Below are 14,244 nucleotides of genomic sequence, written 5' to 3' on the forward strand. Positions count from 1 at the left end.
GTGGTTCAAGAGCCTTGGCCGTCCCCACAAGGATCCGCCCATCCGCGCGCCTTGAATGCGTGACAAATCCCCTCCGCCCGCGAATCACCTCCCTGTCACGCAGAATCAAGGGACCCGCCACCGGGATGGACGCCATCAGCAGTCACCGCCAGCACGAGGACGGCGAAGAGTTCTCGGCGCTGCTGCAGCAGCATCGCGGCATCGTCTTCAAGGTCGCAGGCACCTACGCACGCGGCGCGGAAGATCGCGAGGACCTCGCGCAGGATATCGCTGCCCAGCTCTGGCGCGCTTGGCCACGCTATGACCCTTCTCGCAGTTTTTCCACCTGGATGTACCGGGTGGCGCTGAACGTCGGCATCTCGCACCTGCGTGGCGACGGCCGGCGACGCCGCCACCTGGTGTCGCTGGATGAGGGACTGCACGTGCCCGTCGCCCCCGACACCGTCGACCACGAACGTGACCAGCAGCTGCACCTGCTGCACGGCTTCATCGCCACGCTCGAACCGCTGAATCGCGCGCTGCTGCTGCTCTACCTCGAGGACCGCAGCACGCGGGACATGGCCGAGGTGCTCGGCATCTCCGAAAGCAACGTCACCACCCGTATCAGCCGCCTCAAGCAGCGCATCCGCGACCACGTCGCATCCACCGGCACGCATTGAATGGACATCACCATGGAACTCGACGAACTCAAGCAGGCTTGGCAGGCGCTGGGCCGCCAACTGGAACGCCACGACAGCATCCATCTGCAGATCCACCGCGAGCGCCGGCTGGACGCCGCACGCCGGGGCCTGCGGCCACTGGTCTGGGGACAGGTGCTGCAGGCTGTGCTCGGTGTGGCGCTGGTGGTACTGGGCGTGGCCTGCTGGACGCGCAACCTGGATACTCCCGGGCTGCTCGCCGCCGGCATCGCGGTCCACGCCTTTGGCCTGGTGACCCTCGTGTTCGCGGGAATCACCATCGCCCTGGCAACACGCATCGACTACGGCGCATCCGTGCTCGACATCCAGCGACAGCTTGCACGCCTGCTTCGCGTTTACGGCTTCAACGCCAACGTCTGCGGGCTGCCGTGGTGGATCATGTGGGTACTGGTGGTAGTGGCAGCGGCCGGACTCGGCGACGTGCCTGCGGGTGGCGGCACCCCCGGCTGGATCGCCCTCAGCCTGGGCGTCGGCATCGCCGGCCTGGTCGTGACGGGGCTTTACGCCTGGCTGCGCAAGCCCCGGATGGATGACCCTGCCAAGCCCCGCTGCGACGGCGGCGACGGCATCCGCCGCAGCCGGCGCATCCTCGACGAGATCGCCGGCTTCGAAGCCGGCTGAGCGGATCAGAACAGCGCGACAAGCACCAGCAGGATGCCGACCAGCGACACGCCCCAGATCAGGCTGCGCACGTACGGAATGCCCGAGGCATAGACGGGGATATAGGCTACCCGCGCCCAGAAATAGACCTGCGCGCCAAGCGCGGTCTGGTCGCCGGTGCGCTCGGCCAGCACCACCGCCAGCACGGCGGCGGCGAACATCGGGAAGGTTTCGAGGAAGTTCTGCCAGCTGCGATTGACGCGCCCGGCCACGGGGCCTAGCGGCTTGGACTGGCCATCGCGCGCGCTGGCATTCCACACCAGGCCGCGCTCCGAGGTCTTCATCCCCGCATCCAGCATCAGGTGGACCAGGCCGAGCGCGATCGCCCAGGCCAGCATCTGCAGTTCGGTGCCCATCGTCGGCCTCTCCCTCGCGCCCCGGCGGAACGTTCCACGCGGAGGTTAACGCCATTCCACGCACTGCGTTACGCTCCTGCTTCCATTCGCCGGGGTATCCGCATGCAGCACATCGATTTCGAACTCGAGGGCGAATACGTCGAGCTCAACCAGTTGCTCAAGCTTGCCGGTCTCTGCGACAGCGGCGGCGCAGGAAAGGCCCTGGTGGCGTCGGGCGCGGTGCGCGTGGATGGCGTGCAGGAGTCGCGCAAGACCGCCAAGATCCGCGCCGGACAGGTGGTGTCGCTGGGCGACGCCGAGGTCCACGTCGTCGCGGGAACGACGCCGTGACCGCCCTGGTCGCCGCCGCCCTGCTGGCGGCCGCGGTCGTGGCCTGGGTCGTGTTCGCCTACAACCGCCTGGTGCGCCTGCGCAACCAGGTGGCGACCGCGTGGGCGGACATCGACGTGCAGCTGCAGCGCCGGCATGACCTGGTGCCGCAGCTGGTCTCCGCCGTGCAGGGCTACGCCGCCCACGAAGGCGCGGTGTTCGAGGCCGTCACCGCGCTGCGCACGCGCGCGCTCGGCCTGCAGGATCCGGGCGAGCTCGGCCACGTGGAAGCCGAACTCGAGCAGGCGCTGGGCCGACTGCTGCTGCTGAAGGAGGCCTACCCCGACCTCAAGGCCAGCGAGAACTTCGCCCGCCTGCAGGATGACCTGGTCGAGGTGGAAGAACACCTGCAGTACGCGCGGCGCTATTACAACGGCGCCGTGCGCGATCTCAACGACACCGTGCAGCGCGTACCCGACGTGCTGGTGGCGCGCGGCTTCGGCTTCCGCGAAGCGGCGTTCTTCCAGGCCGGTGCCGACAGCCGTGCGGCGCCCGTCGTGGAGCTGTCGCGGTGAACCGGCTGACCACCCTCGCCGGCGCCTGGCTGTTGGCGGTGTCCGTGCTGCTCGCGCCCGCGGCGGCCGTGGCCAAGGAGCGCGTCCTCGCCTATGACAGCGTGGTCGAGGTCCAGGCCGACGGCAGCCTCGACGTGACCGAACACATCCGCGTGCGCGCGGAAGGGTCCCGCATCCGCCGCGGCATCACCCGCGACTTCCCCACCCGCTACAAGGATCGCCGCGGCAACAACGTCGTGGTCGCCTTCGAAGTCGAAAGCGTCGAGCGCGACGGCCACAAGGAGCCCTGGTTCACCGAGCGCGTGGCCAACGGCGTGCGCGTCAACACCGGCAACGACGACCTGCTGCAGGTGCCGGCCGAATACACCTACACCCTGCGCTACCGCACCGATCGCCAGCTCGGCTTCTTCGAAGACCACGACGAGCTGTACTGGAATGCGATCGGCCAGGGATGGGATTTCCCGATCGAAACCGGGACGATCGAGGTGCGGCTGCCCGAGCCCGTGGCGATGGCCGACCTCGCAGTGGAAGGCTATTCCGGCGCCCGCGGCGCACGCGGGCAGGATTTCGAGGCAGTCATCGCGGCGCCCGGCGTTGCGCGCTGGACGCTGACCCGGCCGCTGGCCCCGCGCGAAGGCCTGACCACGGTGCTGTCGTTTCCCAAGGGCATCGTCGCGCCGCCGTCGTCGACGCGCCACGCGTTCTGGTTGCTGCGCGACAACCTGTCGATCCTGATCGCACTGGCCGGGCTCGCGGGGCTGCTGCTGTTCTGCGTGCGGCGCTGGCGCAAGGTCGGCCGCGATCCGGCGCCCGGCGTGGTGATCGCACGGTACGAGCCGCCGCGTGGCGAATCACCGGCGGCGCTGCGCTACATGACGCGCCGCAACCACGACGCACGCGGCTTCTCAGCCGACCTTCTGGCCTGTGCGGTGCAGGGCGCGGTGGGAATCCATCGCGACGAGGGCATGCTCGGCGACAAATGGAAGCTCGAACGCAGCGACGGCGCCTCGCCCGGAATCGACAACGCCGACCAGCGCGGGCTGCTGGAGGCCCTGCTTCCCACTCCCGGCACAACGCTCACCCTGGACAAGAAGAACGCCACGCGCATCCAGCGTGCAATGCAGGCGCACCGCAAGGGCTTCGACGATCGCTTCCAGCCGGCGATGTTCACCCATAACGCAGGCAGCATCGGCATCGCGATGGCGATCCTGTTCACGACCTGCGCGCTGGCCATGGTCGCGATGGTGTTCACCGACGGCGGCGGCCTGCCCTGGGTCTTCCTCCCGCTCGGCCTGATGCTGGCGACGACGATCGCGTTCGCGCTGGTGATCGGCGCGCCGACGGCCGCCGGGCGCGAACTGCTTGACGAGATCGAAGGCTTCCGCCGCTACCTCGGCGTGGCCGAGCAGGACGACATCGCGCGCGTGCAGGCGCCGGAGGCGGCCGGGGGCGATGCACCCGAGCCCGCGCTCGACGCCGGGCGCTTCGAACGCCTGCTGCCGTACGCAGTCGCGCTGGACGTCGAGGACGCGTGGACGAAGAAGTTCACCGTGGCCGTCGGCAGCGCCGCCGCGGCTGCCGCGACCGCGGCCATCACCTGGTACCACGGCGCCAGCCTCGGCAACATCGGCAACCTGACCAGCGCGGTCGGCGGCGCGCTCAGCTCGCAGATCGCATCGTCGTCCACGCCGCCCGGAAGTTCGTCGGGTGCGGGCGGCGGCGGTTTTTCCGGTGGCGGCGGCGGTGGTGGAGGCGGTGGTGGGCGCTGACAGCCGGCGGCTGCGCGGGCTGTTCGACTGGTTCGAATCCCGCCTGGAACCCTTCCCCGAAGCGCCGCCGCAACAGCCGCCGCGCGGGCTGGTCGCCTTCTGCCTGCACTACACCCGCGGCGCCGGCGGCTGGCTGGCGCTGATGGGCGTGCTCGGCGCGCTGATCGCGGTCGCCGAGCTGGGCATGTACGTCTATCTCGGCGCGCTGGTGGATCGCCTGGGCGAGCACACGCCCGCCACCTTCCTTGCCGTCGAAGGCACGCGCCTGGCGTGGATGGCGGCGCTGGTCGCGATCGGCCTGCCGCTGCTGGTGTGGATCGACAACCTGGTGCAGCTGCAGGTCTTGCTCGGCAACTTCCCGATGCGCATCCGCTGGAACGTGCACCGCTACCTGCTGCGGCAGTCGATGGGCTATTTCCAGGACGAGTTCGCCGGGCGCATCGCCACCAAGCTGATGCAGACCTCGCTGGCGGTGCGCGAGACCGTGGTCAAGCTGCTTGACGTCGGTGTGTACATCCTGGTGTACGTGCTTGGCGCGATGCTGGCCGCGGCCGCCGCCGACTGGAGGCTGATGCTGCCCTTCGCCGGCTGGCTGGTCGGCTACGTGCTGCTGATGCTGTATTTCGTGCCGCGCATGGAGCGCGTCTCGCGCGAGCAGGCCGACGCGCGCTCGGACATGACCGGGCGCATCGTCGACAGCTACACCAACATCGCGACGGTGAAGCTGTTCTCGCACTCGCGGCGCGAGCAGGCCTATGCGCGCGAGGCGATGGATGGCTTCCTCGGCACCGTGTACCGGCAGATGCGCCTGGGCACGCGGGTCGGCGCCGGCAACTACGCGCTCAACATGGCGCTGGTGTTCGCGGTCGCGGCGATCGGCCTGTGGCTGTGGCTGGGCGGTGCGATCAGCGCCGGCGCGGTGGCGGTGGGCCTGGCGCTCGCGCTGCGGCTGGTGGGCATGAGTCAGTGGATCATGTGGGAGCTGTCCGCGCTGTTCGAGAACATCGGCACCGTGCAGGACGGGATCAATTCGATCTCGCTGCCGCCGACGGTCGACGACGCGCCCGATGCGCCGGAGCTTCCGGCAATCAAGGGCGACATCCACTTCGAGGGCGTGGGCTTCCACTACGGCAAGGGTTCGGGGGTGATCGAGCGCCTGGACCTGCACGTGCGGCCGGGCGAACGCATCGGCGTGATCGGGCGCTCCGGCGCCGGCAAGTCGACGCTGGTGAACCTGCTGTTGCGCTTCCACGACGTCGAAGCCGGGCGGATCCTGGTCGACGGCATCGACATCGCCAGCGTGCAGCAGGATTCGCTGCGCGCGCGCATCGGCGTGGTCACCCAGGACACGTCGCTGCTGCACCGTTCGGTGCGCGAGAACATCCTCTACGGCCGTCCGGACGCCAGTGATGCCGAGATGCTTGAAGCGGCGCGCCAGGCGGAGTCGCACGACTTCATCCTCGAGCTGTCGGATTCCAAGGGTCGCCGCGGCTATGACGCCCACGTCGGCGAGCGCGGGGTGAAGCTGTCGGGCGGCCAGCGCCAGCGCGTCGCCATCGCCCGGGTGCTGCTGAAGGACGCGCCGATCCTGGTGCTGGACGAGGCGACCTCGGCGCTGGATTCGGAAGTCGAAGCGGCGATCCAGGGCAACCTGTACCGGCTGATGGAAGGCAAGACGGTGATCGCGATCGCGCACCGGTTGTCGACGATCGCGGCCATGGACCGGCTGGTGGTCATGGACCAGGGCGCGATCGTCGAGCAGGGCACGCACGACGAGCTGGTGGCCCGCAGCGGCATCTACGCCCAGCTCTGGCGCCGCCAGTCCGGCGGTTTCCTGACCGACTCCGAAGCCTGACCCCGCGCGGCTGCGAGATCGGCGCGCGGTACGGCAGGTCGGTGGGTACTCCGTGGGCGCCTTCCCGCGGGCCACAGTAAAAAGCAGCAAATCAAAAGCGCGACGCCCCTGCTCATCCCACCACCCCACCGCGCCGCTGGCAGCGGAGGGTGGGCGGGTAATCCGCCGGCAATAAGGAGCAGCTCCACCGCGACGCCGGCGGAGTACCCGCCCACCCTCCGCCCACCCTCCGCCTCCGCGACGCCTCCGCGACGCCTCCGCGACGCTTGGCGATCCGGGTCGCAGCTATAGCTGCTCCTACGGGAGCGTTACGGCGAGCCGCTGGTACCGGAGGCGGGTGCGGTTTCGATGCGTGCCGATGCCGACTCGTTGTCCTGCGGTTCGTCACCCGACTTTTCCGCCGGCGCGCGACGCTGGAAGAAGGCGCTGCGGACAGCGTCGAACTCGCTCATCGGGCTGTCGTCCGGACAGGTTGCGTCGGGGAAGCCGAACTCATCGCGCAGGGCCAGGCCGCACTCGTTGAGCTCTTCGAGGTCGCGATCGGGCATCTTGCACTGGCGGTCGAAGTTGCGCTGGAAGCCGTCGCGGCGGCGCACGAAGTCCTCGCCGCACTTGCGCATCAGCTGTAGCCGGTCCAGGTCGTCCTGCGCCGGATTGGTGCCGTCCAGTCCGTGTTCAAGCAGTTCCTCGGCCGTGAGCAGGCGAAGGTTGCGGTTGGGCACCGCCATCATCATGTCGGCCACCGCCACCGCCACCCCGTTGCGCGCCAGGTATTCCTTGACCCGCCCGTACACGGCCTGCAGCTCTTCGTTGAGTTGCGCACGCGAGGTCGCGGTGGAGCTCATGCGGATGATGCGGTGGATGCCGACCGGCCCCGAGATCATGCGCACGTCGCCGGCGCCGAGGATCAGCACGCAGGCGCTGTGGCAGTTCGCGCCCTCGCGCACCCAGATCGTCCAGCCCGAGGCGCCGATGGCGTCGCCGGCCTTGATCGCGTCTTCCACCTGCCCGCCGCTGGAGTTGATGTCGAGCACGCGCTTGCCGATGTCCATGCGGTCGGCGATCGCCGCCACCCGCTCGACCAGAGCGGTGAAGCCGGCGTTGATCTTGCCTTCGTAGCGCAGGCGCAGCAGGCCGACTTCCTGGCAGGGCTGGAGGGTGTCGGCGACGTTGAGGAAGGACAGGTCGGTGAGCGGTTCGCCGTCGCCCACGGTCGCGTAGTCGAGTTCGCAGCTGACCGAAGCGGTGCCGTCGGCCAGGGCTGCGTCCGGCCAATCGGTGCCCTTGCTGACGTCGTAGGGCTTGGGCGGGGCGTCCACCGGGGCGCTGATGAATTCGCCCATGCCGTTGGCCTCCGCGATCGCGGCGGAGTCCGGTTCGGGGGCCGGTTCGGGGGGTTGGGCGTTGCAGCCGGCCAGCAGGGCACAAAGGGCAAGCGCGCGGAACAGGGTGGGCATGGGCGGGCGTGGTCGGGGTCCATCCCCAGTCTAGTGCCAGCCGGCTCACGGGGAAGGAATGCCGCGTGAACCCGCCATTGCGGCTCCTGTGGGGGCCACTCCTGCGGAGGTAGCTGGCTCCTGTGGGGATAGCCGCTCCCACAAGGTCAGCGGAAATCGCGGGATTCGGCGTGCAGGCCGCCGAGCAGCGGCGACAGGTCCTCGAGGTCGCCGGCGATCAGGTGCTCCACGCCGTCCACACGCTCCCAGCGCCCGCGCACCGCCAGCAGGGTCGAGCCCAGCAGCGCCTTGCGCCGGCGCTCGGCCACGCGTGGCCAGACGATCACGTTCACCATGCCGTGTTCGTCCTCCAGGGTGACGAAGATGGTGCCGCTGGCGGTCTGCGGCTTCTGTCGCTGGGTGACGATGCCGGCCACCGCCACGTGGCTGCCGTGGCGCCGCCCCTGCACTTCGTGCGAGGCCAGCAGGCGGCGCGTGCGCAGCTGGTCGCGCAGCAGTGCCAGCGGGTGCGCGCGCAGGCTCAGGCCGATGTTGCGGTAATCGGCAAGGACGTCCTCGCCGGCGCCGGGGACCGGCAGGGCCACGGCCTCCTCCACGGGGCTCCCCGGCAGCAGCGGCCGCTGGCGCTCGATGCCGGCGACCTGCCAGCGCGCGTCGTTGCGGTGGCCGGCAAGGGATTGCAGCGCGCCGGCTTCGGCCAGGGCGGTGCGGGCCTTGTCGTCGAGGTTTGCGCGGCGGCAGAGATCGGGGATGCCGCGGAAGGGCGCCCGTGCGCGGGCGGCGAGAATGGCGCGGGCGGCGGCTTCGGACAGTCCGCGGATCTCGCGCAGGCCAAGGCGGATGGCGGGACTTTCGATGATTCCCGGCCCTACCCCTTTCCCACACACCGCTGATGCCTCGCAAGAGCGGCTCTTGTGGGAGCAGCTATGGCTGCGATCCCGGGCAAGGTCGGGATTTCCATCGCGGCTATAGCCGCTCCCACAATGGGGGGGGGTGGCTTGGACCAAGGTGCTGTCCCAGTCACTGTGCGTCACGTCCACGGGCAGGAATTCGACGCCCGCCCGCGCGGCCTTGCCACGCCGCGCGTCCTGCATGATCTGGCTCGACGAATAGAAGCCCATCGGCTGCGAGTTCAGCAGCGCGCAGGCGAAGGCCGCGGGTTCGTGGCGCTTCAGCCAGCAGCTGGCGTACACCAGCTTGGCGAAGGACGCGGCGTGGCTCTGCGGGAAGCCGTAGGAGCCGAAACCCTTGATCTGCTCGAAGATCTGGTCGATGAACTCCGACGAATAGTTCTTCTTCTCCATCAACTCGCGGATGCGCAGCCGGTGCGGCTCCATGTCGCCGCCGTGGCGCCAGGCGGCCATCGAGCGACGCAGGCCGTCGGCTTCGTCGGGCGAATAGCCGGCATGGATCACCAGCTCCATCACCTGTTCCTGGAACAGCGGCACGCCCAGGGTGGCACCGAGGATCTCCTCGATGCCCGGCGAGGGATAGGTCACCGGCTCCTGGCCCATGCGCCGGCGCAGGTAGGGATGCACCATGCCGCCCTGGATCGGCCCGGGCCGCACGATCGCGACCTCCACCACCAGGTCGTAGAACCTCTCCGGCTTCAGCCGCGGCAGCATCGTCATCTGCGCGCGCGACTCGATCTGGAACACGCCGACGGTATCGGCCAGCTGGACCATGTCGTAGGTCGGCCCGTCTTCCTTCGGAATGGTCGCGAGTTCCAGGTCGCGGCCGCGATGCGCACGCACCAGGTCCAGGGCCTTGCGGATGCAGGTCAGCATGCCCAGTGCCAGGCAGTCGACCTTGAGCAGGCCCAGCGCCTCCAGGTCGTCCTTCTCCCACTGGATGATGGTGCGGTCGGCCATCGCGGCGTTTTCCACCGGCACCATCTGCCACAGCGGCGCATCGGAGATCACGAAGCCGCCCACGTGCTGCGAGAGGTGCCGCGGCCTGCCGCGCAGCATCGCGGTGACCGCCAGGATGCGCGCGATGAGCGGGTTGTCGATGTCGAAGCCCACGTCCGCCAGGCGCCTGTCCATCGGCGTCTCGCCGTTGCCCCAGCCGAAGCAGCCGGCCAGCAGCGCGACCTGGTCGGGCGGCAGCCCGAAGGCCTTGGCCACGTCGCGCATCGCGCTCTTCCCCCGGTAGCGGATCACGGTCGCGGCCAGCGCGGCGCGCTCGCGGCCGTACTTGCGGTAGACGTACTGCATCACCTCTTCGCGTCGCTCGTGCTCGAAGTCGACGTCGATGTCGGGCGGCTCGTTGCGCTCCTTCGACAGGAAGCGCGCCATCAGCAGCCGGCTCTCCGCCGGGTCGACCGCGGTGATGCCGAGCGCGTAGCACACCGCCGAGTTGGCGGCCGAGCCGCGGCCCTGGCAGAGGATCCCCTGGCTGCGCGCGAAGCGGACGATGTCCTCGACGGTGAGGAAGAAGGCTTCGTACGCCAGGTCGGCGATCAGCGCGAGTTCGTCCTCGATCTGCGCGGCGATCTTCGGCGGCACGCCCTCTGGCCAGCGTGCGCGCATGCCGGCTTCAGTCAGCGTGCGCAGGTGGCTGGCGGGTGTCGCGCCTTCGGGCACGAGTTCGGCGGGATAGCTGTACTTCACCTCGGCCATGGAGAAACGGCAGCGACGCGCAAGCGCGGCGGCGTTCGCAAGCAGCACGCGCGGATGGATGTTGCCCAGGGTGTAGCGGTGGCGCAGGTGGCGCTCGCCGTTGCGGAACAGATGCGCGCCGGCCTCGGCCAGCGGCAGGCCGTGGCGGATGGCGACCATAGTGTCCTGCAGCACGCGCTGGCGGCGCGTGGCCATGTGCACGTCGCCGGCAGCCAAGGGCGTGAGCTCGAGTGCCTCGGCCAGCGACAGAAGATGCGCGAGACGCGCGGAATCGTCTTGTTCACGGTGCAGCTCGACGGCGAGGTGTGCGCGGTCGCCGAAAACGCGGCGCAGCCAGGCGCCTTCGCCTGCATCGGGTTCGCGAGCAGGCAGCCACAGCGCAAAGAGGCCGGCTGAGGATTGGTCGCAGCTATAGCTGCTCCTACAGGTGGCTTCTGGTTGGGAAAGCCCGGCTTCGATGTCGGTGCGCGACAAACGATAGCCGCCCTTTGGCACTGCGCGTCGCGCCACGGTGATCAGCCGGCACAGCTGCGCGTAGCCGACGGCATTCTCGACCAGCAGCACCAGGCGCAGGCCGTCGTCGAGACGGAACTCCGCGCCCACCACCAGCTTCACTCCGCTGATCTTCGCCGCCTCGTGCGCGCGCACGATGCCCGACAGCGAACACTCGTCCGTGATCGCCAGCGCCTCGTAGCCGCACTGCGCGGCGCGGGTGAACAGCTCTTCGGCGCTGGCTGCGCCGCGCAGGAAGCTGAAATCGGACAGGCAGTGCAGCTCCGCGTACGCCGGCAGGGATTGTCGTGAAGGAACGAGCGTCGCGGAAGCAGATTTGGTGGAACCGGGAGGGGCGGAGCCGTGGTGAGCTTCGTTGGCGGCATCGGCAGCCGCTTCGAATTCCATCCGCAGCTGCATCTGCCGCTGCATGCGCACGATGCGCGGCGGCCCTCCGCCGGGCGTGTCCGGGGCGACGCCGGGCGGCAGGTCGCGATGGTCGTCGTCCCGGCTCATGCGAACCAGCCGTGCAGCATCCAGTCGCCCTGCACGCCCGGCGGGGCGAAGGCCCAGGCGCGCTGGCCGCGCGAGGTTTCCAGCACGTAGTAGTCGCGGCGCGCGTCGTCGCCGTCCCACCAGCCGCTTTCCAGGCGTTCGGGACCGGAGACGATGCGCAGCCGCGGGTCGCGCAGCGGCACCGGGCGTGGCAGCAGCCAGGCGGGACGCGGCGGGCGCAGCGGTGCAGGCGTGGTGCAGGCCGCATCGCCATCCTCGCCCGAACCGGCGCGTCGCCAGGCGCGCTCGGGACGCGGGTCGCCGGAAGGCGCGACGCGATGCACGGCCTCGTCACCCAGCCGCGCGCGCAGGCGCTCGCGCAGCCGTGGCCAGGGCACCGCCTGCGCCGGGCGGGTATCGAACAGGTCGCGCTCGGCCGGCACGAAGGGCGGCAGCTCGCGCGCCAGCAGGCGCACCGCCACCACCGGCGCCGGCAGGGCCACCTGCTCCAGGCGGTTGCGGGTGAGCTCGAACAGCAGCGCCGCATCGCGCTCGGCCGCGAGCAGGCCCACCGGCACCTCGGTGAAGCGCACCGCGTCCTGCTGGACCTGGTCGGCCTCGTGCGAGGGCAGCGCGTGGCGCGCTTCGTGTTCCAGGCGCAGGCTGAAGCGCTGCACGCCGCCGTCGCGGGCGGACAGGTACGTGGCCAGGTCGGCGATCAGCCGGCGCAAGGGGAACAGCAGCGCCTGGTGGCTTTCGACTTCGAAACCGAGCTCGATGCGACTGTCGAAACGGTCCGGCGGCGCGTACAGCTCGAGCGGATCGTCGGCCTCGCCGTGCAGGCGGTCGAGGTGCTGCAGCAGCTCCACGCCAAAGCGCCGCCGCAGGCTGTCGCGCGGCAGCGTGCGCAGCGCGCCGAGCGTACGCACGCCCATGCGCTGCAGTCGCTCGCCGGCATTGTCGGGCAGCGCCGCGCGGCGCACCGGGACCCGCGCCAGCGCATCGCGCATCGCGTCTTCCGTGGTGACCGCGAAGCCGTCGCGCAGCCCTGCGAACACGAGCGCCGCGCGCGGCGTCGGCGCCAGGGCGATGCGATGGCTGAAGCCGAGGCCGTCGAGTTCCTCGCGCAGTCGCGCTTCAAAGCGTGGCCACGGCCCGAACAGGCGGAAGCTTGCGCGCGCCTCGAACACGATCGCCCCTGGCCACTGCGCGCTGACCTGCGAGCTGTGCCGATACGCCCAGGCGGCGAGGAACCGCTGCCAGCGCGCTTCCGACGCCGGGTCGTATTCGACCATCGCCACGTCGGACAGCAGCGCGTGCGCGGCCGACAGTCGCATGCCCGGCTTCAGCCCGGCGGCGGCGGCGGCGGCGTTGACCGCGTGCAGATGGCGCAGCTGCGCCGGGCCGGAGACCAGCGCCAGCGGCCGTGACGGATCCGGCATCCGGCGAAGGACGGCGTCCAGCGCCAGCCGCGGCAGCGCGATGCAGGCCCAGAGCACGGTCGGCGCCTCAGGAAAACGCTGTGGGAGCGGCTATAGCCGCGATGGAGTATCTGTCTGCACGCCGGGTAGCGAAGGGGCGGGCGGGCGGATTCGCGCCGCGGCACTTGCGCACGTACCAGCCGCCCTCGCCAGCCGCCGCGTACTCCAGGCGCAGCACGGCCGGTGACGGATTCGCCGCGTGCTTCGCATCGCGGAACGCGAAGCCCAGGCAGTTCCCGCTGTCGGCCGCAACCTGCAGTCGGCGCAATGCCTGCGCATCGGCTTGCAGCGGCCAGCCCAGCACCGCCGCGCAGGCCGCGCTGCGCAGGCACTGTTCGAAGGCCCACAGCGCGCCGCGCGCATCGGCTTCGACGATCTCGAGGAAACGCAGGTCCACGCCCGCCGCCTGCCACGCCGGCGCATACGGCAGGTAGGGCGGCGCCACCAGCGCCACGATGCCGCCGGCCTGCGTCAGCCGTGCCAGCGTGGGCAGCAGCAGCGACAGCTCGCCAACGCCGTCGGCCGGCAGCAGCAGTTCGGTCAATGACGCGCGCGGCCAGCCACCCTGCGGCAGCAGCGCATCGAGCGACGCATGACCGGTGGGTTCACCGTCGGCCGCCGCCGCCGGCGCACGACCCGCACGCCACACCGTACGCGCCGAAAGCATGGCGTCGATGTCGGGCAGCGCCCCGATGGACGGCGGCACGATGGAAGACAGCGCGCTCATTCCGTGCGCACCAGCCCGCAGTACAGCCCCTCGATGGCGAAGTCCGCGCCCGGCGGCACCTCGATCGGCGCGTAATCCGGATTGCGCGGCAACAGGCGCAGCCGGGTGCGCGTGCGCTCCAGGCGCTTGATGGTGATCTCACCGTCGATGCGCGCCACCACCACCTGCCCGCTGCGCGCATCGCTGGCGCGCTGCACCGCCACCAGGTCGCCGTCGAAGATGCCGTCGTCGCGCATCGAATCGCCCTTCACCCGCAGGAGGTAATCGGGCTTGCTGGAGAACAGCGCGCGGTCGAGCAGCACGTGGCGCTCCACCCCGGCATCGGCCCCGATCGGCGCACCCGCCGCCACCCGGCCCAGCACCGGCAGCTCAAGGCGGTCATCGCGGACCTTCAGCCGCGTGCCCGGGACGTGGCGCGTGCGCCCTGCCCGACCCGCCGCGGCGGTGTCCTGCACCATGCCCCCGACCACCCGGATCCCGCGGGCCTCGTTGGGCCGCACCTCCAGGTAGCCGGCCTGCTGCAGCCGGCGCACGTGCTTGTGCGCCGCGCAGGCCTGGCGGAAGCCGAAGGCGTCGGCGATCTGCTGCAGCGTGGGCGGCGCGCCCTCGGCCCCGGAATGGGCCTGGATGAAGCCGAGCACGTCGCGCTGTCGGGGAGTGAGGTCGTCGGTCATGGGTAAAAATCTATTTACCTTGGCGGACATAAGCAAGCCCGGCTGTCGGAGGATTCCAGCGCCAAGCGGTCTCAA

General features: G+C 70.3%; 12 protein-coding genes. 6 read left to right on the forward strand and 6 right to left on the reverse strand.

Going from position 1 to position 14,244, the window contains the following annotated elements; genetic code table 11:
- Positions 1-125: 125 nt before the first annotated feature.
- Both ACW7GZ_RS01040 and ACW7GZ_RS01045 read left to right on the forward strand, forming a co-directional pair.
- Positions 126-659, forward strand: a complete 534-nt coding sequence (locus ACW7GZ_RS01040; RefSeq protein WP_457001657.1) for an RNA polymerase sigma factor — start codon at positions 126-128, stop codon at positions 657-659.
- Positions 660-1,319 carry a serine/threonine protein kinase gene (locus ACW7GZ_RS01045; protein ID WP_457001656.1) on the forward strand — a complete coding sequence of 220 codons (660 nt, stop codon included), beginning with the start codon at positions 660-662 and terminating at the stop codon, positions 1,317-1,319. It begins immediately after the preceding gene.
- A gap of 5 nt (positions 1,320-1,324) precedes the next feature.
- Here ACW7GZ_RS01045 and ACW7GZ_RS01050 read toward each other — a convergent pair whose 3' ends face one another.
- Positions 1,325-1,714 carry an MAPEG family protein gene (locus tag ACW7GZ_RS01050; RefSeq protein WP_457007364.1) on the reverse strand — a complete coding sequence of 130 codons (390 nt, stop codon included), beginning with the start codon at positions 1,712-1,714 and terminating at the stop codon, positions 1,325-1,327.
- A 102-nt stretch (positions 1,715-1,816) separates the two neighbouring features.
- Between ACW7GZ_RS01050 and ACW7GZ_RS01055 the strand changes: the two genes are divergently transcribed.
- From ACW7GZ_RS01055 to ACW7GZ_RS01070, 4 genes are read left to right on the forward strand one after another with little or no spacing between them, the layout of a single operon-like run.
- Positions 1,817-2,044: an RNA-binding S4 domain-containing protein gene (locus ACW7GZ_RS01055; protein WP_457001652.1), complete on the forward strand. Its 228-nt coding sequence runs from the start codon at positions 1,817-1,819 to the stop codon at positions 2,042-2,044.
- Positions 2,041-2,598 carry a LemA family protein gene (locus ACW7GZ_RS01060; RefSeq protein WP_457001651.1) on the forward strand — a complete coding sequence of 186 codons (558 nt, stop codon included), beginning with the start codon at positions 2,041-2,043 and terminating at the stop codon, positions 2,596-2,598. Before ACW7GZ_RS01055 ends, ACW7GZ_RS01060 begins: the two co-directional genes overlap by 4 nt.
- Positions 2,595-4,367 (forward strand): DUF2207 domain-containing protein, encoded by a 1,773-nt coding sequence (locus tag ACW7GZ_RS01065; RefSeq protein ID WP_457007366.1) that lies wholly within the window; start codon positions 2,595-2,597, stop codon positions 4,365-4,367. The genes ACW7GZ_RS01060 and ACW7GZ_RS01065 overlap by 4 nt, the downstream gene beginning before the upstream one ends.
- 19 nt (positions 4,368-4,386) lie before the next feature.
- The gene (locus ACW7GZ_RS01070) at positions 4,387-6,222 is read left to right on the forward strand and encodes an ABC transporter ATP-binding protein (RefSeq protein WP_457007948.1); all 1,836 of its coding nucleotides are present in this window, start codon (positions 4,387-4,389) and stop codon (positions 6,220-6,222) included.
- A gap of 308 nt (positions 6,223-6,530) precedes the next feature.
- Here ACW7GZ_RS01070 and ACW7GZ_RS01075 read toward each other — a convergent pair whose 3' ends face one another.
- The 5 genes from ACW7GZ_RS01075 to lexA form a co-directional block, all read right to left on the reverse strand.
- Complete coding sequence (locus tag ACW7GZ_RS01075) at positions 6,531-7,679, reverse strand: hypothetical protein (protein ID WP_457001647.1); 1,149 nt, start codon at positions 7,677-7,679, stop codon at positions 6,531-6,533.
- A 146-nt stretch (positions 7,680-7,825) separates the two neighbouring features.
- Positions 7,826-11,092: an error-prone DNA polymerase gene (locus ACW7GZ_RS01080; RefSeq protein WP_457007950.1), complete on the reverse strand. Its 3,267-nt coding sequence runs from the start codon at positions 11,090-11,092 to the stop codon at positions 7,826-7,828.
- Between the two features lie 212 nt (positions 11,093-11,304).
- On the reverse strand, positions 11,305-12,786 hold the full coding sequence (locus tag ACW7GZ_RS01085; RefSeq protein ID WP_457007368.1) for a Y-family DNA polymerase: 1,482 nt from the start codon (positions 12,784-12,786) through the stop codon (positions 11,305-11,307).
- 10 nt (positions 12,787-12,796) lie between these two features.
- Positions 12,797-13,495, reverse strand: a complete 699-nt coding sequence (imuA, locus tag ACW7GZ_RS01090) for a translesion DNA synthesis-associated protein ImuA (protein ID WP_457007370.1) — start codon at positions 13,493-13,495, stop codon at positions 12,797-12,799.
- A complete protein-coding gene (gene lexA, locus ACW7GZ_RS01095; RefSeq protein ID WP_457007372.1) occupies positions 13,492-14,169 on the reverse strand; it encodes a transcriptional repressor LexA in 678 nt (225 codons plus the stop codon). The genes imuA and lexA overlap by 4 nt, the downstream gene beginning before the upstream one ends.
- Positions 14,170-14,244: the final 75 nt, after the last annotated feature.

The organism is Luteimonas sp. A537 (genome assembly GCF_054052065.1).

Excerpts from the sequence above, each read along its gene's own strand:
- ACW7GZ_RS01045 (WP_457001656.1), top strand. The coding sequence starts at position 660 with ATGGACATCACCATGGAACTCGACGAACTCAAGCAGGCTTGGCAGGCG.
- imuA (WP_457007370.1), bottom strand. The coding sequence starts at position 13,495 with ATGAGCGCGCTGTCTTCCATCGTGCCGCCGTCCATCGGGGCGCTGCCC.
- ACW7GZ_RS01050 (WP_457007364.1), bottom strand. The coding sequence starts at position 1,714 with ATGGGCACCGAACTGCAGATGCTGGCCTGGGCGATCGCGCTCGGCCTG.
- lexA (WP_457007372.1), bottom strand. The coding sequence starts at position 14,169 with ATGACCGACGACCTCACTCCCCGACAGCGCGACGTGCTCGGCTTCATC.
- ACW7GZ_RS01075 (WP_457001647.1), bottom strand. The coding sequence starts at position 7,679 with ATGCCCACCCTGTTCCGCGCGCTTGCCCTTTGTGCCCTGCTGGCCGGC.
- ACW7GZ_RS01040 (WP_457001657.1), top strand. The coding sequence starts at position 126 with ATGGACGCCATCAGCAGTCACCGCCAGCACGAGGACGGCGAAGAGTTC.
- ACW7GZ_RS01055 (WP_457001652.1), top strand. The coding sequence starts at position 1,817 with ATGCAGCACATCGATTTCGAACTCGAGGGCGAATACGTCGAGCTCAAC.